We start from the raw sequence: 24,759 nt of genomic DNA, 5'->3' as shown, positions 1-24,759 counted from the left end.
CGGGGACCGCGATCCATGGTCGGGGCGGCGGGATTCGAACTCGCGACCTCCTGCTCCCAAAGCAGATGCGCTACCAGGCTGCGCTACGCCCCGACGGACGCACGATTGTAGGAGTCAGCGTTCGATCAGGGCCCAGGCTCGATCGAGTCGCTTGACGCTCACCGGCTGCGGCGTGCGCAGCTCCTGCGCGAACAGGCTCACGCGCAGTTCCTCGAGCAGCCAGCGGAACTCGTCGAGCCGCGCGTCGGCCGCGCCCTTGCGTTCGGCGAGCTTGCGGCGAAAGGCCTGCTCCAGCGGCCGCAGCTCGGCGAGGCGCTGCGCGTCGCGCACCGGGTCGGCGCGCCACTTGTCGAGGCGCAACGTCACCGCCTTCAGGTAGCGCGGCAGATGCTGCAACGCCGGCCAGGGCGTGTCGATCAGGAAGCGCTCCGGCACGAGCCGCGCGAGCTGCGCGCTCACGTCGTCGGCCACCTCCTTGGCGGCGCGCGTGTCCTTGAGCTTGCGTGCGGCGATCGCGTGCTCGGCGAGCACCGCCGCGGCCTGGCGCGCGACGTCCTGCGCGACGAGATTGAGCCGCGCGCGGCCCTCCTCGAGCCGCGCGGCGAAGCTCGCCGCATCGGTGGGGAGCGGCTCGGCGAGGAAGGCGCGGTCGAGCGCGACCGCGACGATCTGCTCGCGCAGCGCCTCGGTGCTGCCGCCGAGCGCCATGACGGCGACGCCCATGCGCGTCAGGTCTGGAATGTTCTTCTCCAGGAACTTGAGCGGCTCCTTCAGCTGCAGCGCCAGCAGGCGGCGCAGGCCGGCACGGTGCTTCGCGGCGGCGGCTTCGGGCTCGTCGAACACTTCGATCTCGACATGCGTGAGCTTGTCGATCAGCGCCGGGAAGCCGACGAGGCTTTGCGCGCCGCGGCGAATCTCCATCAGCTCGGGCAGCTCGCCGAAGCTCCACGCGGTGTAGCGCGCCGACGGGCTTTCGCCGAGCGTCGAGGCCGCGGCGGCGGTTGGCGCCGCCGCGGCCGGCAGGTCCGGCCCGGCCGCAGGCGCGCGGCTCGGCAGTTTCAGGCTCGCGAGCGCCTGGAACGCCGAGCGCGCCTGCGAGCCGAGCTCGGCCTTGAGCGTCGGCAGGTGCCGGCCGATGCCGAGCTGCCGCCCGTGCTCGTCGACGACCCGGAAGTTCATGAACAGGTGCGGCGCCAGCGTCTCCAGCTTGAAGTCGTTGCGCTGCACCGCGAGCTGCGTGCGCTCGCGCACCGCCTTCAGCAGCGCGTCGATCAGCGAGCCTTCGCCGAAACGCGCGAGTTCGCAGAACTCGGCCGCGTAGTCGGGCAGCGGCACGAGCCGGGAACGCGGGCGCTGGTGGAGGCTTTTCACCAGCGCGAGCACCTTGTCGCGCAACAGCCCGGGCACCAGCCACTCGCAGCGCTCTTCGTTGACCTGGTTGAGCGCGTAGATCGGCACGGTGACGGTGAGGCCGTCCTTCGCGTCGCCAGGCTCGTGCAGGTAGGTCGCCGCGCAATCGATGCCGCCGAGGCGGATCGTCTTCGGGAAGGCCGCGGTCGTGATGCCGGCGGCCTCGTGGCGCATCAGCTCGTCCTGCGTGAGCATCAGCAGCCGCGGCCGGTGCTTCACCTCGTGCCGGTACCAGCGCTCGAGGCCGGCGCCCGAGTGCACGTCCTTCGGCAGCTGTTGGTCGTAGAAGGCGTGGATCAGTTCGTCGTCGACCAGCACGTCCTGACGGCGGGACTTGTGCTCCAGCTCCTCGACGCGCGCGATCAGCTTGCGGTTGTGCTCGAAGAAGGGCAGCTTCGTTTCCCATTCGCCTGCGACCAGCGCTTCGCGGATGAAGATCTCGCGGGCCGCGGCCGGATCGACAAGCCCGAAGTTCACGCGCCGGCCGTTGTAGACGACGAGGCCGTAGAGCGTCGCCCGCTCCAGCGCAACCACCTCGGCCGCCTTCTTCTGCCAGTGCGGCTCGAGCAGTTGCCTGTGAAGCAGGTGCCCGGCGATCTGCTCGATCCACTTGGGCTCGATCGCCGCCAGCGCCCGCCCGAAGAGCCGCGTCGTCTCGACCAGCTCGGCCGCGATCAGCCAGCGCCCCGGCTTCTTCGACAGGTGCGCGCCCGGATGGCGCCAGAACTTGATGCCGCGCGCACCGAGGTACCAGTCCTCGTCGTCGCTCTTGACGCCGACGTTGCCGAGCAGCCCTGCCAGCATCGCGAGGTGGATCTGCTCGTAGGTCGCAGGGCCCGTGTTGAGCTTCCAGCCGTGCTCGGCGACGACGGTGTGCAGCTGGGAGTGGATGTCGCGCCACTCGCGCACGCGGCGCGGGCTGACGAAGTGCTCGCGCAGGCGTTGTTCCTGCTGGCGGTTGGACAGCTTGTGAGCGGAGGCGTCCGCGTTGCCGCGGCCCTGCTCGATCCAGCGCCACAGCTTCAGGTAGCCGCTGAACTCGGAGCGCTCGTCGTCGAAGAGCCTGTGCTTCTCGTCGGCCTGCTGCTGCTGTTCGAGCGGGCGGTCGCGCACGTCCTGCACGCTCAGGGCGCTCGCGATGATCAGCACCTCGGTCAGCGATTGACGCTCGCGCGCCGCGAGGATCATCCGGCCGACGCGCGGGTCCAGCGGCAGTCTCGAAAGCTCGTGGCCGATCGGCGTCAGCTCGTTGGCGTCGTCGGTCGCGCCCAGCTCGTTGAGCAGCGCGTAGCCGTCGGCGATCGCCTTCTTCGGCGGCGCTTCCAGAAACGGAAAGTCCTCGACGCTTCCAAGCCCGAGCGCCTTCATCCGCAGGATCACGCCGGCCAGCGAGCTGCGCAGGATTTCGGGATCGGTGAAGCGCGGGCGGCCGGCGTGGTCCTGCTCGTCGTAGAGCCGGATGCACACGCCGTTCGCGACACGGCCGCAACGCCCGGCACGCTGGTTCGCCGCGGCCTGGCTGATCGGCTCGACCTGCAGCTGCTCGACCTTGTTGCGGTAGCTGTAGCGCTTGACCCGCGCAGTTCCGGCGTCGATGACGTAGCGCACGCCGGGCACGGTCAGCGAGGTCTCGGCGACGTTGGTCGCGAGCACGATGCGCGGGGCGCCGCCGGTCTCGAAGACGCGGTCCTGCTCCGCCTGGGACAGCCGCGCGAACAGCGGGAGGATGTCGGCGTGCCGCTTCGCCGGCTGCGGCGCGAGGTGCTTGCGCAGATGGTCGGCGGCCTCGCGGATCTCGCGCTCGCCAGGCAGGAAGACGAGGATGTCGCCGCCCGGCACGCCCGGCCAGAGTTCGTCGACCGCATCGCCGATCGCGTCGTTCAGATCGTGATCGCGGCTCTCTTCGAACTTGCGCCAGCGCTGCTCGACCGGGAACAGCCGGCCGCTCACCTGGATCACCGGCGCCGGCCCGCGCGCGCCCTCGAAGTGCTTCGCGAAGCGCTCCGCGTCGATCGTCGCCGAGGTCACGATGACCTTCAGGTCGGGCCGCCTCGGCAGGATCTGGCGCAGGTGGCCGAGCAGGAAATCGATGTTGAGGCTGCGCTCGTGGGCCTCGTCGACGATCAGCGTGTCGTAGGCCGAGAGCAGCGGGTCGCTTTGGGTTTCGGCGAGCAGGATGCCGTCGGTCATCAGCTTGATCGACGTGCTCGCGCTCAGGCGATCCTGGAAGCGGACCTTGTAGCCGACGACTTCGCCGAGCGGCGTCTTCAACTCCTCGGCGATGCGTTTGGCGACCGAGCTGGCCGCGACGCGACGCGGCTGTGTGTGGCCGATCAGGCGGCGGCGCTCGCCGGGTTTGGCGTTCGCCGCGCCGCGGCCCAGCGCGAGCATCAGCTTGGGCAGTTGCGTCGTCTTGCCCGAGCCGGTCTCGCCGCAGACGATCACCACCTGGTGCGCCTGGACCGCGCGGGCGATCTCGTCGCGCCGCGCGGAGACGGGCAGCGCTTCGGGGAAGGTGATCGGGGGCAGCGCTCGTTCGGGCCGGCCGCGCTTCGCAGGCTCGGCGGGGGCCGCGAGCGCCGGCTCGGAGACGGGCGACTTCACGGGGCGCGCATTATCCCGGCGGCCCGGCTCAGGCCGGCGTCGCGGGCTTCATTCGCCGGTCGGCGGGTCGTAGGTGATGAGGCTCAGCAGCGCGCCGTCGGGGTCGGCGATCACCGCGAAGCGGCCGACGCCGGGGATCGGCGTCGGCGGCAGGTGCACACGGCCGCCCAGCTTGGGCACCGCCTCGACGCGCGCGTCGAGGTCGTCGACCGACACGTAGCTGCCCCAGCTCGGCGGCATGGCCGGAGCGCCGGGCGGCGAGCTCATGATCCCGCCGATCGCGGTCTCGCCGACCTTGATCACGCGGTAGGTGCTGCCGGTGATCTCCATCGCGTCGAAGCTCCAGCCGAGCAGCTTGGCGTAGAAGTCGGCGGCGGCGGCCGGGTCGGCCGTGGTCAGCTCGGACCAGCTGAAGGCGCCGTGCGTCTGAAACGGGTCCATGTCGTTCTCCTGTCGAGCGATGAGGGTCGGGCGATGCTGGAGTCGGGCTTGCACGGCGTCAATCCTGCGCAGGACGCTGCGGCAAAATCGCGCGGCCGTTTCGCGTCTCGCGCCTGCCGCGCGCTGCCATGGATCTCGTCTTCCCGCACACCTTCGTTCCGTGGTTCCGCTCGGTGGCGCCCTACATCCACGCCTACCGCGGCAAGACCTTCGTCGTCGCGATCGCCGGCGAGCTCATCGCTGCGGGCAAGCTGAGTTCCTTCGTTCAGGACATGGCGATCCTGCACGCGATGGGCATCAAGCTCGTGCTCGTGCATGGCTTCCGGCCGCAGGTGAGCGAGCAGCTGCGCGCGAAGGGCCATCCGGAGCGCTTCAGCCATGGCATTCGCGTGACCGACGCGGTCGCGCTCGATTGCGCTCAGGAAGCCGCCGGCCAGTTGCGCTTCGAGATCGAGGCCGCGTTCTCGCAGGGCTTGCCGAACACGCCGATGGCGAACGCGACGGTGCGCGTGGTCTCGGGCAACTTCCTGACCGCACGTCCGGTGGGCATCGTCGACGGCGTGGATTTCATGCAGAGCGGGCTGGTGCGAAAGGTCGATGCGACGGCGATCCGGCGCGCGATCGACATCGGCGCCGTCGTGCTGCTGTCGCCCTTCGGCTTCTCCCCGACCGGCGAGGCCTTCAACCTGCCGATGGAGGACGTCGCGACCAGCACCGCCATCGCGCTGCAGGCCGACAAGCTGCTGTTCCTGACCGAGGTGCCCGGCATCCGCGAGCAGCAGGACGACGAGGAAAGCCCGATCGATACCGAGCTTGCGCTCATCGATGCCAAGCGCCTGCTCGGAAAGCTGCCGCGCGCCGAGCGGCCGAGCGACGCGGCCTTCTACCTGCAGCACTGCGTGCGGGCCTGCGAAGGCGGCGTCGAGCGCTCCCACATCCTGCCGTTCGCGGTGGACGGCGCGCTGCTGCAGGAGGTCTACACGCACGACGGCATCGGCACGATGGTGGTCGACGAAAAGCTGGAGAGCCTGCGCGAAGCGGGCTCGGACGACATCGGCGGCATCCTGCAGTTGATCGAGCCCTTCGAGCGCGACGGCACGCTGGTCAAGCGCGACCGCACCGAGATCGAACGCGACATCGGCCTGTACAGCGTGATCGAGCACGACGGCGTGATCTTCGGCTGCGCGGCGCTCTACCCCTACCCCGAGGCGCGCACCGGCGAGATGGCCGCGCTCACGGTGAGCCACAACGTGCAGGGCCAGGGCGACGGCGAGCGCATTCTGAAGCGCATCGAGCAGCGCGCGAAGGCCCAGGGGCTGGACAGCATCTTCGTGCTCACGACGCGCACGATGCACTGGTTCATCAAGCGCGGCTTCGAGCAGGTCGACCCCGAGGCCTGGCTGCCCGAAGCCCGCAAGCGCAAGTACAACTGGGACCGGCGTTCGCAGGTCCTCGTCAAGCGGCTCGCCTGACGCCCCCGACGAATCAAGGAGACGACGACATGGCCCGCACCGTGAACTGCGTGATGCTGAAGAAGGAAGCCGACGGCCTCGACTTCGCGCCCTACCCCGGCGAGCTCGGCAAGCGCATCTACGACAACGTGTCGAAGGAAGCCTGGGCCGCCTGGCTCAAGCACCAGACCATGCTGGTCAACGAGAACCGGCTCAACCTCGCCGATGCACGCGCGCGGCAGTACCTGGCGCGGCAGATGGAGAACTACTTTTTCGGCGCCGGCGTGGACCAGCCCGCCGGGTACGTGCCGCCTAGCGCCTGAGACGCGCTGCAGCGCGCACCAGGCACCGCGCGCGGCCCGGCAGCGACACGCCGGCAAGGCTTCAACGCGAATGATTCTCGTTGGTGGCTATAGTGCGACTCCCTCGTCGCAAGGAGCCTCCATGTCCCTCATCCGTCATTCGGTCCGCGCAACGGCCGGTGCGGCTTTCGCCGCCCTCGCCTGGTTTTCGGCGCCGACCGTGTTCGCGCAGGAGCAGGTGCTGAATCTGTATTCGGCACGCCACTACCATACCGACGAGGCGCTCTACACGGGATTCACCAAAGCCACCGGCATCCGCATCAACCGGGTCGATGCGGACGACGCCGGGCTGCTCGCGCGGCTGAAGAGTGAAGGCGCGTCGAGCCCGGCCGACGCGATCCTGCTGGTGGATGCCGCCCGGCTGTATCGCGCCGAGGCCGACGGCCTTTTCCAGCCGGTCAAGTCCAAAGTGCTGGAGTCGCGCATCCCGGCGCAATTGCGCGGCGCCGACGACGGCAACGGTGCCCAATGGTTCGGCTTCTCGACGCGCGCGCGGGTCGTGGTCTACAACAAGGCGGCGGTCAAGCGCGACGACGTCGATACTTACGAGGAACTCGGCGACCCGAAAAACAAGGGCAAGCTGTGCACCCGCTCGGGCTCACACCCGTACAACCTTTCGCTGTTCGGTGCGCTTTACCAGCACCTGGGCGCCGAAAAAACCGAGGCGTGGCTCAAGGGGATGGTCGCCAACATGGCGCGCGATCCGAAGGGCGGCGATACCGACCAGATCAAAGCCGTCGCCAGCGGCGAATGCCAGGTCGCCTTGACCAACAGCTATTACCTCGCGCGGCTGCTGCGCTCGGAGAAGCCCGAGGACCGCGCGGTCACCGAGAAGATCGGCGTGGTCTTTCCGAACCAGGCTTCCTGGGGCACCCACGTGAACGTCGCCGGCGGCGCGGTGGCCAAGCATGCGAAGAACCGTGAGGCGGCTGTCAAGTTCCTGGAGTACTTGGCCGGCGACGCGGCGCAGAGCTACTTCGCCAACGGCAACAACGAATACGCGGTGGTTCCGGGCGTGAAGCTCGCGAATCCGGCGCTCGACGCGATGGGCGAATTCAAGGCTGAATTGATCCCGATCTCGGTGGTGGGCAGGAATTCGGTGACGGTGCAGCGGCTGCTGGACCAGGTCGGGTATCGATGAAATACATGTTCCAGTCGGATGAAAGGGTGGCGGGCGGAAACCTCGCTTAAACTCGCCCCGCTCGTTGGGACGAGCCCCATCATTCGACAGGAGAATCGCGCATGAGCACGTACCAGGAACTGGTTGCAAAAAAGCAGGCCTTGGAGAAGGAAACTGCGGAGATTGCCGAGAAGATCAAGGCGGCCCGCGCGAGCGAACACGCCGATGTCGTCAACAGGATCAAGTCGCTGATGAGCGAGCACGGCATCAGCATGGCCGATCTCGGTGGACGCGGCGGCCGCGGCAAGCGCACGCCCACCCCGAAAACCGGCGGCGGCAAGGTCGCGCCGAAATACCGCAATTCCGCGACCGGGGATACCTGGACCGGCCGCGGGCTGCAGCCGAAATGGCTGAAGGCACTGCTCGCCTCGGGCCGCAAGATCGACGAATTCAAGATCTGAAGGGGATTCAAGCGCCCCGCTCGGCCCTGAAGCCGGCCCTGTGCCGGCTTCGTTGTTCTTGCCACGTCGGCCGCCTGACGGCTTTGCCGTCCCCCGGCGCCAGCGTGGTGCCGACTTCGCCCTTCAGGCCGCCGCAGGCTTCTTCTTGACGACACGCGTCACCGCACCAACCCCGAGCAGACAGACCGCGCCGGCCAGCACGCCGAAGAGGCCGTTCAGCAAGGCTGGCAACACGGCGGCGAACACGCCACCGACCTGCGCGGTGATCGCCTCGATTGCGTGGTGCACCGGCGCGATGCCATGCGTCAGGATGCCGCCGCCGACCAGGAACATCGCCGCGGTGCCGGCGACCGACAGCAGCTTCATCAGCCACGGCGCCGCCGCGAGGATCGCGCGGCCGGCGCCCTTCGCGAAGGCCGATGCGCGGCGGCTCAGCCACAGCCCCGCATCGTCGAGCTTCACGATGCCGGCGACGAAGCCGTAGACACCGACCGTCATCACCGTTGCGATCGCCACCAGCACCCCGACCTGCTTGGCCAGCGGCTCGCCGGCGACGACGCCGAGGGTGATCGCGATGATCTCGGCCGAGAGCACGAAGTCGGTCCGCACCGCGCCCTTGATCTTGTCTTTCTCGAAGGCGACCGGGTCCACCTCGACCGGCTGCAGCGCCGCAAGCTTCGCGCGTGCATCGTCGGCTTCGCCACGATGCAGGAACTTGTGCGCCAGTTTCTCGAAGCCCTCGTAGCAGAGAAAGGCCCCGCCGACCATCAGCAGCGGAGTCACCGCCCAGGGAGCGAAGGCGCTGATCGCGAGCGCCAGCGGCACCAGGATCAGCTTGTTGACGGTCGAGCCCTTGGCGACCGCCCAGACCACCGGCAGTTCGCGGTCGGCGTTGACGCCGGTGACCTGCTGCGCGTTCAGCGCGAGGTCGTCGCCCAGCACGCCGGCCGTCTTCTTGGCGGCCACCTTGGTCATCACCGAGACGTCGTCGAGCAGCGTGGCGATGTCGTCGATCAGAGCGAGCAGGCTGGTGGCGGCCATCGGTGACGTTGAAGAAGAGGCGGTGCGGACGAATGTAGCCGGGGCTCCGGCATCATCGACACCCGCCGTGAGAGGCCAATGCACGATGAGCCCGATGACCCTGTCCCGTTTGCATTGCCGAGCGTTCGCCGCGCTGGCCGCAACCTTGTTGACCACGGTCGCGGCGCATGCCGCGACCCCGAACGCCACGTGGACCGTCGCCGGCCGGCAGGGAATCATCCAGATGGTGATCGTGCCGGTCGACAAGGCCCAGGATCGGGCCGCCTACGAGCAGCAGATCGCCGCGCTGTGCAAGGGGCAGGAGACCTGCTTCATCAACTTCTTCACCAACTCGACGAACGCCGCACTGGCCGTGCCGCTGCCGGATGCGATCGCCGCGGAGCCGACCGCCTTGCTGCGCCGCTCGGCCAAGCAGGGCGTCAATGGTTTTCGCTGGAGCTGCCGCCTGAAGCGGCCGGAGCTGGACTGCTTCTGAAGCCGGCTCAGTCGATGAACTGGGCCTTGGCGATGCGCCATTCCTGCGTGCCGCCGTCCAGCGTGCGCGAGCAGCCCAGCGCCTCGGGCTCGCCGCGCGGCACAAGGTCGCTGCGCGAGCGATCGCCGGTGCCGACGTTGCGCGAGAAGCGGTCGAGCCAGACCCGCAGCTTGCGCGTCGGGTGCGTGCTCTTGACCAGCAGCTGCACGCCGTTGCGCGAGGTGCAGGTGCCGGAGAACTCCTCGACGAAGGCGACGTAGCGCTTCGGGTCCTCGTCCTGCGCGCGGGCGGCGCCAGCGAGGCCGAGCAGGCTGCAGGAAAGCAAGGCGAGCCGCACGGGCGCGGCAACGTTATAGAAGGCGACAAGCGGGGCGAACTTCATCGCCGGATGCTAGGCGAAGCGCCTCAGCGCTTGGATTTGCCGCCGAAGAGCCCGCGCAGCAGCCCCGGCTCGGAACGCGCGGCCGGGTGGCTGCGGGTGACGATGAGGTCGGAGGTCAGGTACAGGCCGTTCAGCAGCCGCGCGGCGCGCTCGACGTTCATGCCAGGCCAGCTCGCGATTTCGCGTAGCGAGACCGACTCGCGGCGCAGCTTCTCGACCGCCGACCCCATCGCGCCGGTGACCGGCGGGCGCTCCTGCCGCACGGCGGCGCGGTAGGCTGCCGTGCCGCCGATTTCCGACAAGGGCTGCTTGCGCGGCCCGTTCAGGCTCATCGCCCACAGCAGCGGCTCGAGCGGCCGGTAGTGGGCCGCCTCGCCGACGCGCTCGTACTTCCAATGCCCCGGCGGCTTGACGCCCGGCGGCTCGACCGCCAGCACCTGCAGACTCGCCATGCCGCTCGCCGAGGCCTGGCTCATGTCGCGCGGCGAGTGGTAGAGCATCTCGTTCGGGAAGATCGATACCGGCCAGACGAATTCGTCGTGGCGCAGGCACAGCAGCGCCGGCTCGCGGTGGCGCACGCAGGCGGCGATGACTTCGAGCGCGTCGCACTCGTCGTGCGTGCGCTCGAGCCGGCCCAGGTCGGCGAGCAGCGTGCTCGGCAGCATCGTCGGGCCTTCGAGGCGCACGAAACCGCTGCCGCCGGTTTCGTTGCGCATCCGTTCGAAGGCGCTCAGGCGCCACAGGGTCGTGTCTTCGAAATCGCGCATCGCGGTCGCAGTTCAGGTGAGGCGAAACCTTCGACGATGCAGCAGGGGCGCCGGCCGTGTCTACTTCGTCACTTCGCCAATGCGCCAGCTTGCGTCACGTCGGCATCCGAACGTCTCCCAAGGCTTAGGGATCGGCGTTCGAGGGCAAGTGACGCGCCCGCATCGGCGGCTTCGACGGCCTCCGCCTGCGTCGCTTCGTCGCCCGCACCGAGAAAGCCGCCGCTCTGATGCGCCCACAGCCGCGCGTAGAGGCCGCCGCTCGCAAGCAGGCTCGCGTGGTCGCCCTGCTCGACGATGCGGCCACGGTCGAGCACGATCAGCCGGTCCATCGCGGCGATCGTCGACAGCCGGTGTGCGATTGCCACAACGGTCTTGCCCTCCATGAGCCGGTAAAGGCTGGCCTGGATCGCCGCCTCGACTTCCGAATCGAGCGCGCTGGTCGCTTCGTCGAGCAGCAGGATCGGCGCGTCCTTCAGCATCACCCGCGCGATCGCGATGCGCTGGCGCTGGCCGCCGGACAGCTTCACGCCGCGCTCGCCGACGTGCGCGTCGTAGCCGCTGCGGCCCTTGGCGTCGTGCAACTGGCCGATGAAATCGTGCGCCTCGGCGCGCTCGGCCGCCGCGCGCATCGCCGCGTCGTTCGCATCGGGCCGGCCGTAAAGGATGTTGTCGCGCACCGAGCGGTGCAGCAGCGAGCTGTCCTGCGTGACCATGCCGATCTGCGCGCGCAGGCTGTCCTGCTGGACGAGCGACACGTCCTGCCCGTCAATCAGCACCCGGCCCGACTCGACGTCGTAGAAGCGCAGCAGCAAGTTGACGATCGTCGACTTGCCGGCCCCCGAGCGGCCGACCAGCCCGATCTTTTCCCCCGGCCTGATGTGCAGGTCGAGCCGGTCGATCACCGCGCGGCCGCTGCCGTAGCCGAAGCTCACCTGCTCGAAGCGGATCTCGCCGCGCGTGACCGCGAGCGTCGGCGCGCCGGGCTTGTCGAGCACCTCGCGCGACTTCGACAGCGTGCCGATGCCGTCGACCACCGTGCCGATGTACTCGAACAGCGAGGCCATCTCCCACATGACCCAGTGCGAGATGCCGTTCAGCCGCAGCGCCATCGCGGTTGCCGCCGCCAGCGCGCCGACGCCCACCTGCCCCTGCGACCACAGCCACAGCGCGACGCCCGCCGTCGAGACGATCAGCGCCATGCTCAAGGCGTGGTTGACGATCTCGAAGCCGGTCACCAGCCGCATCTGGCCATGCACCGTGACCAGGAACTCCTGCATCGCGCTCTTTGCATACGAGGCTTCGCGGCCCGCGTGCGAGAACAGCTTGACCGTCGCGATGTTGGTGTAGGCGTCGGTGATGCGGCCGGTCATCAGCGAACGCGCGTCGGCCTGCGACTGCGCCACCTTCGCGAGCCGCGGCACGAAGAAGAACAGCGCGCCGATGTACAGCGCGACCCAGCCGACAAAGGGCAGCAGCAGCCAGGCGTCGAAGCCGCCGAGCACCGCCAGCAGCGTCACGAAGTAGATGACGACGAAGACCAGCAGCTCCGCCAGGATCATCCAGGTATCGCGCACCGCGAGCGCGGTCTGCATCACCTTCGTCGCCACGCGCCCGGCGAACTCGTCCTGGTAGAAGCCCATGCTCTGGCCAAGCATCGCGCGGTGGAAGTTCCAGCGCAGGCGCATCGGGAAGTTGCCGGCGAGCGTCTGCTGCTTGATCAGCGACTGCAGCGCGATCAGCCCGATGCTGGCGATCAGCACCGCGGCCAGTGCGATCAGCGTCGTGCGCTCGCGCAGCCACAGCTCGGCGGGCGGCACCGCGGCGAGCCAGTCGACGATCTTGCCGAGCATGCTGAACAGCAGCGCCTCGAAAGCGCCGATGCCCGCGGTCAGCAGCGTCATGCCGAGCAGCCACGGCCGCATGCCTTCGCTGCAGGCCCAAAGGAAGCGCAGCAGGCCCTTCGGCGCAGCCGGCGGCGGCGTGTCGGGATAGGGATCGAGGCGGTCTTCGAAGGCGCGGAACACGCGGGTTCTCCGGTGGGCGGTCGGGCGCGGCCCGGCTCCTGGTCCAGGCGCGCGGCGCGGCGCAGGGGGTGCCCGGCGCCGGCCAAAGCGCGCGAGCTTACGCCCGCATCGCGACGCGAACCGTCGCCGCGGCGAAGCCCCGCGGCGGCCTCACTGCTCCAGGCGCAGGATCTCGAGTTGCTCGGGCACCGTCTCGAAGGTGCCGGCGCCCGAAGGCATCTGCATCAGCGGCTTCAGGTCCGCATCGAACAGCCACACGTTCGGGTAGACGAGCAGCCTCGCGCGCTCGTCGCCGATCGAACGCTGGAAGTCAGCGTAGCCCAGGCTGCGGCCGCCGGCCTTCAGCTGCAGCTGCGCGCCGGTGACCATCAAGGCGCTGCGCAGATCGACGACCAGGTACTTCTGCGCATCGAACTGCGGCACCAGCGCGCCGGCGTTCCGTTCGAGAAACGCCTCGTAGCGCCGGCAGAAGCGGCAGTCGCCGGCGCCGAGGTAGACGTACAGCCGCTTGCCTTCGCGGCGCGCACGTTGCAGCGCAGGCTCCAAGTCGAACTCGACGCGGTCGCCGCGGTTCGCCGGCTCGACCACCATCGGCCGGTAGGCCGACGGAAACCCAGCGGCCACGGCGGCACGCGGCGCGAGCCCCGCAACAAGCCCGGCGAAGGCCAGCGCGGCGAGCCAGGTGCGCCGCTTCATGCGCACCGGCTCAGGTCGCCGCCGCCATGCCCGGCTGCACCGGGAGCCGGCCGACGAAGCGCTGCTCCTTCGAATCCTCGACCTCGGCGCGCAGCTCCTGCATGCCCGGCCGGCCGACGAAGTGAAAGCGCAGCGTCGGGTTCTCGCTGAGCGAGAAGTCGAGGTCGGCATCGAACAGCAGCTTGTCCGCGTAGCTCACCTTGATCGAACGGACGAAATGCGGCGGGATGAACATCACCGTCTGGTTGTTCAGCTCGAAGCCGGTGTCGTTCGGGTGGATCACCGTCACCTCGGCGAGGTTGGTCGCGCCCGGCTTCGCGCCTTCGGGCAGCTTGAACACCGTCTTGCCGATCAGGTGCAGCGCGTCGCGGTTCGGCGGCGCGGAGCAGCCGCCCGAGGTCTTCACGTAGCGCGCGTCGGTGTGCAGCGTGCCGTCGGACAGTTCGGCGACCACGCGCACGTGGCTGTACTCGTCCACGCGCAGCCGCGTCTCGAAATCGGCCTGGCCGAGCTCGGGCGTCAGCTCGATCGTCGCGGCGATCGGCGAGGGGTTCTTGTCCACCAGCAGCACGACGCGCTTGACGTACAGCTCGGGCGTCTGTGCGAGCTTCGAGACGATCTTCACCGGCACCGACGCGCCATACGCAGCGCGCAGCGGCGCGATCAGCTGCACGCGGCCGGACGCGGCATCGACCTTCCGGTCGCCGTACAGCTTGGCGCGCAGCTTGTCCCATTCGGGCGAGGCGTCGGCATGGCCGGTGTTCGACGGCAGGCCGCCGGGCGCGCCCATCGCATGCCGGGCCGGCACGAGCGTGCCCAACGCGCCGAGCAGCGCCAGCGCCTTGCGGCGGCCCGCATCGCGTGGACGGCCCGCGGCGCGGGCAAGAAGGTTTCGACGGTCCTGCATGTCCTTCATCCTTCGTTTCCCTTCATCAGCTGGTCCCGCTCCATGCGCACGAACAGGATCGAGGCGTTGCGCCGATGAACGATCGCGTACTGGTCCCAAGTCTCGTAGCCGGGCAGCGACGCCGCATCAGGCACTTCACTGAGCGCCGCGTCGGCTTGCAGCAGCGCGAGCAGCCGAGCCTCGAGCCGGTCGAGGTAGCGCTGCACCTCCGCGACGGCCTGCGGCCCGCCGACCGGGCCGTGGCCCGGGACGATGCGGCGCGGCGCGAGCGTGCCCAGCGCCTCGAGCGCGCGGCGCCAGCCGGGCAGCTCCGCGTCCTGCACGTCGGGGATGCGGCGGTGGTCGATCAGGCCGCCGGCGAACAGCGTCGCGCTGGCTTCGTCGAGCACCGCGGTGTCGCCGGGACCGCTGGAGTGGCCGTAGCTCAGCACGCGCACCGGCCGGCCGATCGCCGTGCTCGCCTGCATGCTGATCGCGGCCGCATCGTCGAACGCGAGGTCCGGCTCGAACATGGCCGTGCCGCGCATCGCCTCTTCGCCAAGCACGCGGTTCAGGGTCTTCAGGCAGCCGTCGCAGCGCGCCTTCATCAGCTTCGCGGCCTGCGCCTGCATCGCGATCGGGATGCCGCGCTCGCGAAACGGCGCGCTGCCGAACACGTACTCCTGCCGCGCGTGCGTGAGGATCGCCAAGCGCACCGGCAGCTTCGTGACCGCTTCGATCGCTTCGAGTCGCTCGCGCCCTTCGCGCGCCGAGACGCCGGTGTCGACCACCAGCACGCCGCGCTCACCGACGATGAAGCCGCCGTTGCCGATGCGCCCGAGCGTGCGCTCGTCGACTTCCCCCGGTTGCCCCTGCAGCATGAAGACGCCCGGCGCCAAGCCTTCGGCGCGCCGCGGCGCCGCCAGCGCGCAGCCGGCGAGCGGAGCCGCAGGCACCGCGGCCAGCACCAGGCCGCGCGCGATGACGCGCCGTCGGCCCATCGAAGAAGGTCGCTCGCTCATCGGCGTCGCTTGTCCTCATTTGCAAAGGCAATGTAGCCAGGGCATGCGCGACACGGCGGCAAGCCCCTGCCGTTCCCGAGCGGGACAGTCGGCACAGCGGCTTCGTCCCAGAATCGCGCCGCGGTCACCGCCGCGCGCCCATTACTCCGCCGCGAGCCGACCGCCCGCTCCTCGACGATGCGCCCTTCCCTGCACCGCACGACCGCTTTCACCCCGCTGCTGATCTCGGCGCTCGCGCTGGCCGGCTGCGCCTCGACCGCGCCGGGCACCGACGTGCTGGAGCCGAACCCGAACCTCGTCTTGCAGGGCATCCCGCCCATCCCGATGTCGCTGGTGCGCACGGTCGAGCGCTACACCGAGTTCCGCGGCCACGGCTTCGTCGATTGGCATCCGGCGCGCGAAGAGATGCTGGTCACGCACCGCGAGGCCGGCGCGAGCACGCCGCAGCTCTACCGGCTGGGCGCCGCGCTGGCCATGCCCGAGCGGCTGACCGACGGCGCGGAGCCGGTCACCGAGGGACGCTACGAGCCGCGCGATGGCCGGTATCTCGTCTTCACTCGCAGCGCCGGGGGCAACGAGGCTTTCCAGCTCCATCGACTCGACCTCGACACGAAGGCGACGACACCGCTGACCGACCCCGATCAGCGCCACGCCTTCGTCGCCTGGCTGCGCGGCGGCGGCGAGCTGATCCACACCTCGGTGCCGCTCGACCGCACCGCCGGCGCCGGTGGCCGCAGCGAGCCGGCCACCACGCTGTGGCGCATCGACCCGGAAAAGCCGGCCGAGCGGCGACGCGTCGCCGAACTGCCCGGCACCGGCTGGTTCGACGGCGTCGTCTCGCGCGACGACCGCTGGCTCGCGCTGCGCCGCTATGTCTCGATCAACGAGTCGGAGATCTGGCGCATCGAGCTGACCGACGGCCGCGCGACGCGCCTGCTGCCGGCGGCCGGCACCGACGCGCCTCGCGCCACGCACGAGCCAGTCGACTTCAGCCTCGACGGGCGCGGCCTGTTCGTGCTGAGCGATCGCGCGGGCGAATTCGTCGAGTTGATGCGGCTCGATCTCGCCGGCGGCACGCTGAGCCGCGTCACCGCCGGCATCCCCTGGGACGTGAGCGGCGCCGAGTTGTCGAACGACGGCCGGCGCCTCGCGGCGCAGGTCAACGCCGACGGCCGCAAGGAGCTGCGGCTGTTCGATGCGACGACGCTCGCCGAGCTGCCGCGGCCCGCCGTGGCTGCCGGCAGCGTCGGCCGCTTCGGCTTCCACCGGCGCAGCGGCACGCTGGCCTTCGACCTGGACAGCGTGCGTTCGCCGGCCAGCGTGCATGCGCTCGATGCGAACGCGGCGCGCAGCACGCCGTGGACGCAGCCGTTCATGCCGGCCGGCATCGACGTGGCGGGGTTCCAGGAGCAGCGCATCGTGCGCTGGAAGAGCTTCGACGGCCTCGCGCTGTCGGCGATCCTCAACCCGCCGCCGGCGCGGTTCAAGGGCCGGCGGCCGGTGCTGGTGAGCGTGCACGGCGGGCCGGAGGCGCAGGCGACGGCCGGCTTCGTCGGGCGCTGGAACTACCTCGTCAACGAACTCGGCTTCGCGCTGCTGCAGCCGAACGTGCGGGGGTCGGCCGGCTACGGCAAGACCTTCGTCGCGCTCGACAACGGCTACAGGCGCGAGGACTCGGTGAAAGATCTCGGCAGCCTGCTCGACTGGATCGCGGCGCAGCCCGATCTCGATGCCTCGCGCGTGGTGGTCTACGGCGGCAGCTACGGCGGCTACATGAGCCTGGCGGCGAGCGTGCATTTCGCCGACCGCATCGCCGGCGCGATCGACGTGGTCGGCATCTCCAACTTCGTCACCTTCCTGGCCAACACCGAAAGCTACCGGCGCGACCTGCGCCGCGTCGAGTACGGCGACGAGCGCGACCCGGCGATGCGGGCCTTCCTCGAGCGCATCTCCCCGCTGGCGAACGCCGGGCGCATCACCAAGCCGCTGTTCGTGGTGCAGGGCAAGAACGATCCGCGCGTGCCGTGGACGGAGGCCGAGCAGATCGTCGCGCGGGTGCGCGGGCAAGGCGGCACGGTCTGGTACCTGCGCGCCGACAACGAAGGCCACGGCTTCCGGCGCAAGGAGAACGCCGACTACCAGTTCTACGCGACGCTGCTTTTCCTGCAGGCGACGGCGCTGGCGCCGCCACGACGTTGAAGCGGCGGCCGTTCGTGAAAAGCGGCCGCGAACACCGATCACTGACATCGCGTTACGCCGGCCCTGATCGGCCCGCGCAGGCCGCTCCCGAGAATGCGGCGCATCCCTTGCTGTCGGACACCCCCGATGTACTTTGCCGCCCTGCGTGCCGCCCTCGTCGCCATCCTTGCGCTCCATGCCTCCTGGGCCCAGGCGCTGGTGTTCGCCGTCAACGAGGGCGTGACCTACCGCGTGCCGCCGGAGCAGATCGCCGCGCGTTACGCGGCGATCGCCGCGGACTTGAGCAAGCTGCTCAAGCAGCCGGTCACGGTCGAGCCGGTCGGTGCCTACCCGACGCTGCGCCAGGGGCTGGCGGCCAAGAGCTACGACATCGCGATGGTCCACCCGGCTCACCTGTCGATCGTCGCGATGAAGCAGTCGGGCTACAAGCTGATCGCGGTCACCAAGGGCTTCCAGAACTACAGCGCCAACTTCCTGGTGAAGGCCGACTCGCCGCTGAAGACGCTGAACGATCTGAAGGACAAGCGGCTCGGCGCGCCCGACGAGGATTCGATCACCTCCTGGATGGTGCGCGCGACGCTGCGCGACGCGCTCGGCGACGCCCAGCTCGTCAAGTACAGCTACACGCGCTACCAGGATGCGGTGCCCTTCTTCGTCGAGAACAACCTGACGCAGGCCGGCGCCACGGCTTCGGGCTCGGTGATCAAGGACTGGCAGGCCAAGGGCGGCAGGATCCTCGCGAAGTCGAAGCCGGTGCCGATCAAGCACCTGATCGCCGCGCCGAGCCTGAGCGCCGAGCAGGTCGCGGCGCTGCGCGACTACTTCGTCAACCTCGACGCCAGCGACGAAGGCAAGAAGAAGCTCGAGCCGATCAAGCTGCAGGGCTTCGCCGCCTACGACGAAGCGGCGCTGCTGCAGCTGGGCGCGTGGCTGGGGCTGTAGGCGCGCTGGAGGTCGTTCACTGCGACGACGCGCTGATCGTCGTCGCGAAGCCAGCCGGCTTGCTGAGCGTGCCCGGCCGCGGCGCGGACAAGCAGGACTGCGCCGCCGCCCGAGTGCAGCGGCGCTGGCCCGATGCGCTCGTGGTGCACCGCCTGGACGAGGCCACCTCCGGCCTGCTGCTGTTCGCGCGCGGGCTGGAAGCCCAGCGGCGCCTGAGCCGCGCCTTCGAGACCGGCATGGTCGACAAGCGCTATGTCGCGGTGGTGCAAGGCCGCGTCGACGCCGAAGCCGGCCGCATCGAGCTGCCGCTTGCAGCCGACTGGCCGAGGCGGCCGCGCCAGCGTGTTGCGCACGACGACGGCAAGCCGGCCGCGACCGACTGGCAGATGATCGAGCGCGGTGCGGCGACCACGCGGCTCGCGCTGCAGCCGCGCACCGGCCGCACGCATCAGCTGCGGGTGCATCTCGCGGCGATCGGCCACCCGATCCTCGGCGACGCGCTGTACGGCGATGCCGGCTCGGCCACGCGCCTGCTGCTCCACGCGTGCGAGCTGTCCTTCGTGCATCCGCGTGACGCGACGCGCAGCCGCTTCGAGTCGCCCCCGCCCTTCTGACCCGCTCAGCGTTCGCCGCGCTTGGCGCGAGCGCGCTCGGCGCCCTGTCGGCCGCTGAACGCCCACTCGGCGCGACGGCGGCGGTCGAGCGCGGTCATCGTGTCGCGCCCCAGCTCGCGCCGCAGCTTGTGGAAGTTGCGCAGCCGGTCGGCATCGACGCCGTCGCGCACCGCGCAGCCGGGCTCGCGATCGTGCGTGCAGTCGCGGAACCGGCAGCGCGGCGCGAGCCGGTCGATGTCGTCGAAGCTGCGCGCCAGCGTGTCGGCGTCGACGTCCGGGCGCAGGGCGCGCAGGCCGGGCGTGTCGATGACGCAGGCGCCGCCGGGCAGGCGATGCAGCGAGCGCGCGGTCGTGGTGTGCTGGCCGCGCAGGTCGCGCACGCGCACCGCGCCGGTGTCCTGCTCGCGGCGCGCAAGCAGCGCGTTGGTCAAGGTCGACTTGCCCGCGCCCGACGAGCCCAGCAGCACCAGCGTGTGCCCCGGCTCGAGCCAAGGCGCCAGCACGAGCGCGGCCGAGGGCGACGTGGCATCGACCGAGACGACGGGCAAGCCCCCGCCGAGCCGCGCAAGCAGCGCATCGCGCTCGTCGGCCACCATGGCCTCGCGGACCTGGGGGTCCGGCGCGACCAGATCCGCCTTGGTCAGCACGACCACCGGTTGCACGCCGGGCGGCGCGAGCAGCAGGTAGCGCTCGATGCGGCGCGGGTTGAAGTCGGCGTCCAGGCCCATGACGAACAGCGCGGTGTCGACGTGGCTCACGATCGCGTGGCGCCGGCCGTCGGCGTCGCGCCGCGTGATCGCCCGGCGCGGCGCGAGGCGCGCCTCGATCCACGCGTTGCGGTGGGCGTCCTTGCGGGCGAGCACCCAGTCGCCGACGGCGAGCACGGCGTCTTCGAAGCGCAGCGTGCGCTCGAAGGCCGGCAGTGCGCGCACGCCGAAGCTCGCGTGGCCGTCGTCGGCAACCAGGCGGTCGCGATGGACCTCGGTCAGCCGCAGCAGGCGCAACGAGGCGGCTGCGGCGGCGTCGCAGCACGTGAAGGCGGTGGCCAGAGCGTCCGCGAGGCGGTCGTTCCAGCCGATGCGCCGCAGCGCATCGAAATCGAAATCGAACATGGTGGTGAAGACCCGTTCCAGGCGATGGCCGCGTGCGGCCATGAAGCGTCGGCGCGCGGTGCGCGACGACGGCGAGGAGGAGTCGACTGCGCCCTGCGGCGCGGGAAGCAGATGCCGCGCGAAGCTCTGCGGATCAGCGCTCCGTGCGGAAGCAGGCAGCCGACGGCAGCGACGAAGAGAAGACGGCGTGGGACTGGTTCATTTCGCGTCTCCTCGATGGGCTCGTGGCGGACTGCGCTTCGCGCAGGTGAGGTCGGCGCTTCGCGCCGGGCCGCGAGTGTGGTTCCGCACGGCCGAAGCCGTCAAGGCGGAGAAAAAGGCCGCACCGGGCCTGCGCCCGGCGCGGCTGAACGGCAGGGGAGTCTTGGCCTGCCGGTGTGAACGCGGGAATCAGCAACGCTGCGTCGCGAGCTCGCAAGGATCGTCGTTGGCCGCCTGACGCGAGGCTTTGAGTCTTTGGCCGACCACGACGACCCGGTCGAACTGCACCACCTGCGCATAGGCCGACACGCTGCGCTGCTGTGCGAGCGCATCGACGCCGTAGAGCAGGCTGCCGGTGAAGCCGAGCGCGAAGAGGCAGGCGGCGGCACGCACGGAGATCGACGAGGCGGCGACGGACGGGCGGTTCATGCGGGGCTCCTTGCGCGGCCGCTGCGGCCTGCGATGAAGCGCAGTGTCGACAGCGACCGCACGCGGCCCCAGCGGTTTGCGACGAAGCGCGGCAAGCCGCGGACGAAGCGCCGTCAGGCGCGACGGCTCGGCGCCGCTCGACGCCGAGCGGGCACGAAAAAGGGGCCTCGCGGCCCCTGGTTCTTCGAAGCGGCCCGTGCACCGGACCGCGGTCTCAAGTCTTCTTCGCGTAGGCACTGCACCAGCCGGCCTTCGCGACCTGCTTGCCCTGGAACAGCGGGCAGCCGCCCCACTCGGCGTCCTTGCCTTGATAGAGCTGGCAGTTGCCGCAGTTTTGGCCGGCCGCGTAGTTCTTGTACTTGGCCTTGTCGGCCTTGCCTGCGTCGTGCACGTAGCCGAGTGCGACGGCCTGCGGGTCCTTTTCGTCGAGCTTCGCCTGGGCGTGCGCATGGCGCGCGGTCATGGCCGCGAGGCCGACGACCGGGATCCATTGGATGAACTGGCGACGGGCTGTCATCGAGGTCTCCTTTGATGAGGGTGGCTGCTTGAACGCCGAAGCCGAGAGCCCCGACGACACGCCATGTTAGGAAGCCCTCGCGCATGCCAGCAAAACGCAAGCTCCATACCCGAGCAAGCCGACGGCACTGCGAAGCGTTCGCAACGCCCGCAGCGCCGCGCGATCAGCGCCGGCCGACGAAGGCGTCGCGCGCCTGCTTGCCGAGGAAGGGGTGGTCGGTGAAGAAGCCGTCGATGCCGAGCTTCAGGAAGACCTCGATCTGCCCGGCAAGGTCGCCGAGCGCGCCCGGCTCACTGCCGCGATCGAACTCGTTCGGCAGGAAGTTGTTCTCCGCGCGGAAGGTGTAGGGATGCACCTTCAGTCCGGCCGCATGCGCGTCCTGCACCAGCGAGCCCGGTATGCCGAGCGTGCCGGTGGCCGTCAAGGGCACGATCAGCGTCGTGGCCGGACCGATGCCTTGCGCGTAGCCGGCCACTTCGGCCAGACCCACCGGCTTGGCGAGGTCGCCATAGGTGCGCGGATCCTTGGCGACGACGAAGTCCCAGGGCCGCGCGGTCGCGCCGCCGTAGAGCTGGACCAGCGGCACCCGCGTCATGCTGCGCAGCTTGCGCAGGTTCGCGACTTCGAACGATTGGACGAACACCGCCGAGTCGGCTCGCTTGTAGCCGTAGCGGTTCAGCAGCTGCACCAGCGGCTCCTCGAGCGGCAGGCCGATGCCCTGGAAGTAGCTCGGATGCTTGGTCTCCGGGTAGACGCCGATCGGCGCCACCTTCGCGCGCTTGCGGCCTTCGGCCTTCGCCTCGTTGCGCCGGCGCTCGTTGGCCTGCTCGACCAGTTGCAGGATCTCCTCGAGGGTCGGCACCTCGAACATGCCGTCGAAGCGCGTGTTCGCGACGCGCAGCGCGGGCAGCCGCTCGCGCGCGCGCAGCGTTTTCAGTTCGGCCAGCGTGAGGTCTTCGGTGAACCAGCCGGTGATCGCGACGCCATCGATCGACTTGGTGGTCTTGCGCGAAGCGAACTCGGGACGCTCGGCGATGTCGGTCGTCGCTTCACGGATGCTGCCGTCGGCGTTGAGGATCGCGATCGCGTTCTCGTGGCGCGCGACCAGCACGCCATCCTTCGTCGCGACCAGGTCGGGCTCGACGTAATCGGCGCCCTGCTCGATCGCGAGCCAGTACGCCGCGAGCGTGTGCTCGGGCACGTAACCGCTGGCACCGCGGTGGCCGATGACGATCGGCGCAGGCTTCTCGTGGCGTGCGAAATTTGCGGCAGGCTGCATCGCGCAGGCGCTGCCGGCCAGCGCGACGGCGGCGGTGATCAGCAGCGTTCTCATCGGGCGGGGGAGTTTCATCAGTCTATGCTCCGGTGGCTTCGTTCGAGACCGCGAGAGGCTAGGCAGCGGCCATGACCTCGGCGTGACGCCCGGCATCGAGCGACGAGCTCGCCCGCCCACCGCCCCGCCCTGTTCGATGAGCCCTCGCCCCGTCACCGTCTGCGACCTCCCCACCTTCGACACGCTGATCGACGTGCGCTCGCCGGCCGAGTACGCCGAGGACCACATCCCCGGCGCGATCAATTGCCCGGTGCTCGACGATGACGAGCGGCGCAGCGTCGGAACGACCTATGTGCAGGTCTCGGCCTTCGAGGCGCGCAAGCTGGGTGGGGCGATCGTCGCGCGGCGCATCGCGCAGCACCTGGAGGACCCGCGTTTCCTCGATCGCCCGAAGAGCTGGCGTCCCTTGCTGTATTGCTGGCGCGGCGGCCAGCGCAGCGGCAGCTTCGTCGCCTGGATGCGCATGATCGGCTGGGACGCGCAGGCGCTGCAGGGCGGCTACAAGAGTTGGCGTCGCCACGTCATCGCGCAGATCGACGCGCTGGCGCCGCGGCTCGCGATGAGGGTCTTGTCCGGTCCGACCGGCAGCGCGAAGACGCGGGTGCTGCGCGAACTGGCACGGCGCGGCGAACAGGTCCTCGATCTGGAAGCGCTGGCCGCGCATCGCGGCTCGGTGCTGGGTGCGATCCCCGGAGAAGCGCAGCCGTCGCAGAAGGCCTTCGAGACGCGGCTCGTGCACGCGATGGCCGGCTTCGATCTCGCGCGGCCGGTGTGGGTCGAGTCCGAGAGCCGCAGGATCGGCCGCCTCGCGTTGCCGACGCCGCTGCTCGACGCGCTGCGCGCCGGCGCGGTGACCGAACTGCGCGCGCCGGTCGAGGCGCGGCTCGCCCATCTGCTCGACGACTACGCGGCGCTCGGCGACGACCGCCCCGCACTGGCCGACAAGCTCGCGCTGCTTGCGCCGCTGCATGCGCGCGAAACCATCGAGCGCTGGCAGGCCTGGGCCCATGCCGGCGCATTGCCGGCGCTGTTCGAGCAACTGGTGCTGCAGCACTACGACCCGCTGTACGCCCGCTCGCAGCGGCGCGACTCGGGGACGCCGGCGGTGATCGACACGCCTCGGCTCGACGAGCCGGCGATCGCTTCGATCGCCGCGCGCCTGGCGGCCGGTTCCTGAGGGCGTCGAGGCCGCGCACGCAGCGACGGCTACACTCGACCGCGTAGATATACCAAGATCGTGTTCCTCAGGTGTGCGTTCAATCCGGTCGTCGCGTCTCGCTCGAGCTCGTTGCGGCTGTCCCGTTCGTCTTCCCCCAAGCTCAATTTCTTGCGTGTCTCTGCACGGGCACGGCATGTCGCCGCGCCCGTTCTACTCTGATCGATCGATAGGAAAGTTATGTCCGCGCAAACCGGCACCGTGAAGTGGTTCAACGAAGCCAAGGGCTTCGGTTTCATCGCCCAGGACGGCGGTGGTCCTGATGTGTTCGCGCATTTCCGCGACATCACCGGCACCGGCTTCAAGACGCTGCAGGAGAACCAGCGCGTCGAGTTCGAGGTGAAGCAGGGCCAGAAGGGCCCGCAAGCCGCGAACATCCGGCCGCTGTGATCCCCTGATCCAGCGCTGAACGCGAACCGCGGCCTGGCCGCGGTTGCCTTGAAGACGCGGCCTCGGCCGCGTTTTTTGTTCCGACCGCTACTTGCCGCGCTGGATCGCGAAGTAGTCGGCCTCGTCGTAAGGACGGTCGGCGCAATCGGCCTGCCAGACGTCGCGCGACTGCTTCAGCGCCTGCACCTGCGCGTTGAAGGGCGCGAGCTTCGCGTTGTAGGCATCGACCTTCCGGTTGCGCTCTTCCTCGCGCTCGCGGCGCTGCAAGAGCTTGGCGTTGTAGGCGTCGACCGAGGCGGCATCGGTCATCACCACCTTCGCGCGCTCGGCCTCGAGCTCACCGGTCTGCTGGGCCAGCGCCGCATCGAGCTGGCCGATCGCCGCCTTGTCGGCCTCGATCGCGGTCTGCAGCTTGGCGGCTTCGCCGTCGCGCTGCTCGAGCTCCTTCTGGCTCACGAGGCAGCCGCGCAGCTGGTCGCGCGTGAGCAGCTTGCCGCCTGGTTTGCCGCCGCCGACCGACAGCACGTTGCCCTTCTTCGCGGCGGGCTTGGACGCTGGGTCGGCGGCCTGCGCGATCGACAGCAGCGAGAGGATCGAACAGCACAACAGCAGGCGCTTGGGCATCGCGGGTCCGGGCAGCTGGGGGGCAGCAAATGATGCCAGC

The 24,759-nt window shown here is 69.9% G+C and carries 24 protein-coding genes and 1 tRNA gene; 10 read left to right on the top strand and 15 right to left on the bottom strand.

Features of this window, described 5'->3' with window-relative positions; translation table 11 throughout:
* Positions 1 to 16 precede the first annotated feature (16 nt).
* From VFR90_RS01380 to VFR90_RS01370, 3 genes are all read right to left on the bottom strand, one after another.
* Positions 17 to 93 (bottom strand) — tRNA-Pro (locus VFR90_RS01380).
* 21 nt (positions 94 to 114) lie between these two features.
* Positions 115 to 4,014, bottom strand: a complete 3,900-nt coding sequence (hrpA, locus tag VFR90_RS01375) for an ATP-dependent RNA helicase HrpA (protein WP_414676473.1) — start codon at positions 4,012 to 4,014, stop codon at positions 115 to 117.
* A gap of 48 nt (positions 4,015 to 4,062) precedes the next feature.
* A complete protein-coding gene (locus VFR90_RS01370; RefSeq protein ID WP_326404138.1) occupies positions 4,063 to 4,455 on the bottom strand; it encodes a VOC family protein in 393 nt (130 codons plus the stop codon).
* Positions 4,456 to 4,583: 128 nt separating this feature from the next.
* Between VFR90_RS01370 and argA the strand changes: the two genes are divergently transcribed.
* The 4 genes from argA to VFR90_RS01350 all read left to right on the top strand — a co-directional run bounded on the left by argA (position 4,584) and on the right by VFR90_RS01350 (position 7,849).
* Entirely contained in the window at positions 4,584 to 5,927 is a 1,344-nt protein-coding gene (argA, locus tag VFR90_RS01365) for an amino-acid N-acetyltransferase (protein ID WP_326404136.1), read from the top strand.
* 29 nt (positions 5,928 to 5,956) lie between these two features.
* Complete coding sequence (locus VFR90_RS01360) at positions 5,957 to 6,229, top strand: oxidative damage protection protein (RefSeq protein WP_326404134.1); 273 nt, start codon at positions 5,957 to 5,959, stop codon at positions 6,227 to 6,229.
* Between the two features lie 121 nt (positions 6,230 to 6,350).
* The gene (locus VFR90_RS01355; RefSeq protein ID WP_326404133.1) at positions 6,351 to 7,409 is read left to right on the top strand and encodes a Fe(3+) ABC transporter substrate-binding protein; all 1,059 of its coding nucleotides are present in this window, start codon (positions 6,351 to 6,353) and stop codon (positions 7,407 to 7,409) included.
* A gap of 101 nt (positions 7,410 to 7,510) precedes the next feature.
* Positions 7,511 to 7,849 carry an H-NS histone family protein gene (locus tag VFR90_RS01350; RefSeq protein WP_326404132.1) on the top strand — a complete coding sequence of 113 codons (339 nt, stop codon included), beginning with the start codon at positions 7,511 to 7,513 and terminating at the stop codon, positions 7,847 to 7,849.
* Between the two features lie 123 nt (positions 7,850 to 7,972).
* On the opposite strand, the gene VFR90_RS01345 is transcribed toward VFR90_RS01350, so the two are convergent.
* Entirely contained in the window at positions 7,973 to 8,890 is a 918-nt protein-coding gene (locus VFR90_RS01345) for a DUF808 domain-containing protein (RefSeq protein WP_326404130.1), read from the bottom strand.
* On the opposite strand from VFR90_RS01345, the gene VFR90_RS01340 reads away from it, so the two are divergent.
* The gene (locus VFR90_RS01340) at positions 8,880 to 9,365 is read left to right on the top strand and encodes a hypothetical protein (protein ID WP_326404128.1); all 486 of its coding nucleotides are present in this window, start codon (positions 8,880 to 8,882) and stop codon (positions 9,363 to 9,365) included. The two genes, VFR90_RS01345 and VFR90_RS01340, sit on opposite strands and share 11 nt — an antisense overlap.
* A 7-nt stretch (positions 9,366 to 9,372) precedes the next feature.
* Here VFR90_RS01340 and VFR90_RS01335 read toward each other — a convergent pair whose 3' ends face one another.
* The 6 genes from VFR90_RS01335 to VFR90_RS01310 all read right to left on the bottom strand — a co-directional run bounded on the left by VFR90_RS01335 (position 9,373) and on the right by VFR90_RS01310 (position 15,142).
* Entirely contained in the window at positions 9,373 to 9,747 is a 375-nt protein-coding gene (locus VFR90_RS01335; RefSeq protein ID WP_326404127.1) for a hypothetical protein, read from the bottom strand.
* Between the two features lie 23 nt (positions 9,748 to 9,770).
* Positions 9,771 to 10,514, bottom strand: a complete 744-nt coding sequence (locus VFR90_RS01330) for a hypothetical protein (RefSeq protein ID WP_326404126.1) — start codon at positions 10,512 to 10,514, stop codon at positions 9,771 to 9,773.
* A gap of 68 nt (positions 10,515 to 10,582) precedes the next feature.
* Positions 10,583 to 12,538: an ABC transporter ATP-binding protein gene (locus tag VFR90_RS01325; RefSeq protein WP_326404125.1), complete on the bottom strand. Its 1,956-nt coding sequence runs from the start codon at positions 12,536 to 12,538 to the stop codon at positions 10,583 to 10,585.
* 150 nt (positions 12,539 to 12,688) lie between these two features.
* Positions 12,689 to 13,234: a thioredoxin family protein gene (locus VFR90_RS01320; RefSeq protein ID WP_326404124.1), complete on the bottom strand. Its 546-nt coding sequence runs from the start codon at positions 13,232 to 13,234 to the stop codon at positions 12,689 to 12,691.
* A gap of 10 nt (positions 13,235 to 13,244) precedes the next feature.
* The gene (locus tag VFR90_RS01315; RefSeq protein WP_326404123.1) at positions 13,245 to 14,141 is read right to left on the bottom strand and encodes a quinoprotein dehydrogenase-associated SoxYZ-like carrier; all 897 of its coding nucleotides are present in this window, start codon (positions 14,139 to 14,141) and stop codon (positions 13,245 to 13,247) included.
* A 5-nt stretch (positions 14,142 to 14,146) separates the two neighbouring features.
* Entirely contained in the window at positions 14,147 to 15,142 is a 996-nt protein-coding gene (locus VFR90_RS01310; RefSeq protein WP_326404121.1) for an MBL fold metallo-hydrolase, read from the bottom strand.
* Positions 15,143 to 15,319: 177 nt separating this feature from the next.
* On the opposite strand from VFR90_RS01310, the gene VFR90_RS01305 reads away from it, so the two are divergent.
* From VFR90_RS01305 to VFR90_RS01295, 3 genes are all read left to right on the top strand, one after another.
* On the top strand, positions 15,320 to 17,341 hold the full coding sequence (locus tag VFR90_RS01305) for a S9 family peptidase (protein ID WP_326404119.1): 2,022 nt from the start codon (positions 15,320 to 15,322) through the stop codon (positions 17,339 to 17,341).
* A gap of 126 nt (positions 17,342 to 17,467) precedes the next feature.
* On the top strand, positions 17,468 to 18,283 hold the full coding sequence (locus tag VFR90_RS01300) for a phosphate/phosphite/phosphonate ABC transporter substrate-binding protein (RefSeq protein WP_326404118.1): 816 nt from the start codon (positions 17,468 to 17,470) through the stop codon (positions 18,281 to 18,283).
* Positions 18,268 to 18,897, top strand: coding sequence for an RluA family pseudouridine synthase (locus tag VFR90_RS01295; protein WP_326404117.1), 630 nt, complete (start codon positions 18,268 to 18,270; stop codon positions 18,895 to 18,897). The genes VFR90_RS01300 and VFR90_RS01295 overlap by 16 nt, the downstream gene beginning before the upstream one ends.
* 5 nt (positions 18,898 to 18,902) lie before the next feature.
* Here the strand turns inward: VFR90_RS01295 and rsgA are convergent, their stop codons facing one another.
* The 4 genes from rsgA to VFR90_RS01275 form a co-directional block, all read right to left on the bottom strand.
* Positions 18,903 to 20,009, bottom strand: a complete 1,107-nt coding sequence (gene rsgA, locus VFR90_RS01290; RefSeq protein ID WP_326404116.1) for a ribosome small subunit-dependent GTPase A — start codon at positions 20,007 to 20,009, stop codon at positions 18,903 to 18,905.
* Positions 20,010 to 20,399: 390 nt separating this feature from the next.
* The gene (locus tag VFR90_RS01285) at positions 20,400 to 20,639 is read right to left on the bottom strand and encodes a hypothetical protein (protein ID WP_326404115.1); all 240 of its coding nucleotides are present in this window, start codon (positions 20,637 to 20,639) and stop codon (positions 20,400 to 20,402) included.
* Between the two features lie 214 nt (positions 20,640 to 20,853).
* Positions 20,854 to 21,156, bottom strand: coding sequence for a high-potential iron-sulfur protein (locus tag VFR90_RS01280; RefSeq protein ID WP_326404114.1), 303 nt, complete (start codon positions 21,154 to 21,156; stop codon positions 20,854 to 20,856).
* Between the two features lie 163 nt (positions 21,157 to 21,319).
* Entirely contained in the window at positions 21,320 to 22,507 is a 1,188-nt protein-coding gene (locus tag VFR90_RS01275) for a glycerophosphodiester phosphodiesterase (protein WP_326404113.1), read from the bottom strand.
* A 118-nt stretch (positions 22,508 to 22,625) separates the two neighbouring features.
* Here VFR90_RS01275 and mnmH point away from each other — a divergent pair, with 118 nt between their 5' ends.
* Both mnmH and cspE read left to right on the top strand, forming a co-directional pair.
* Complete coding sequence (mnmH, locus tag VFR90_RS01270) at positions 22,626 to 23,666, top strand: tRNA 2-selenouridine(34) synthase MnmH (RefSeq protein ID WP_326404111.1); 1,041 nt, start codon at positions 22,626 to 22,628, stop codon at positions 23,664 to 23,666.
* 219 nt (positions 23,667 to 23,885) lie between these two features.
* Positions 23,886 to 24,095 (top strand): transcription antiterminator/RNA stability regulator CspE, encoded by a 210-nt coding sequence (gene cspE, locus VFR90_RS01265; RefSeq protein WP_326404110.1) that lies wholly within the window; start codon positions 23,886 to 23,888, stop codon positions 24,093 to 24,095.
* An 87-nt stretch (positions 24,096 to 24,182) separates the two neighbouring features.
* Here cspE and VFR90_RS01260 read toward each other — a convergent pair whose 3' ends face one another.
* Positions 24,183 to 24,719: a hypothetical protein gene (locus tag VFR90_RS01260; protein ID WP_326404108.1), complete on the bottom strand. Its 537-nt coding sequence runs from the start codon at positions 24,717 to 24,719 to the stop codon at positions 24,183 to 24,185.
* Between the last annotated feature and the right edge of the window lie 40 nt (positions 24,720 to 24,759).

This window comes from Methylibium sp., assembly GCF_035762065.1.
Classification (GTDB): domain Bacteria; phylum Pseudomonadota; class Gammaproteobacteria; order Burkholderiales; family Burkholderiaceae_C; genus Methylibium.
Note: the sequence above shows the minus strand (reverse complement) of the source record. Positions and strands in the feature narration are given on the sequence as shown.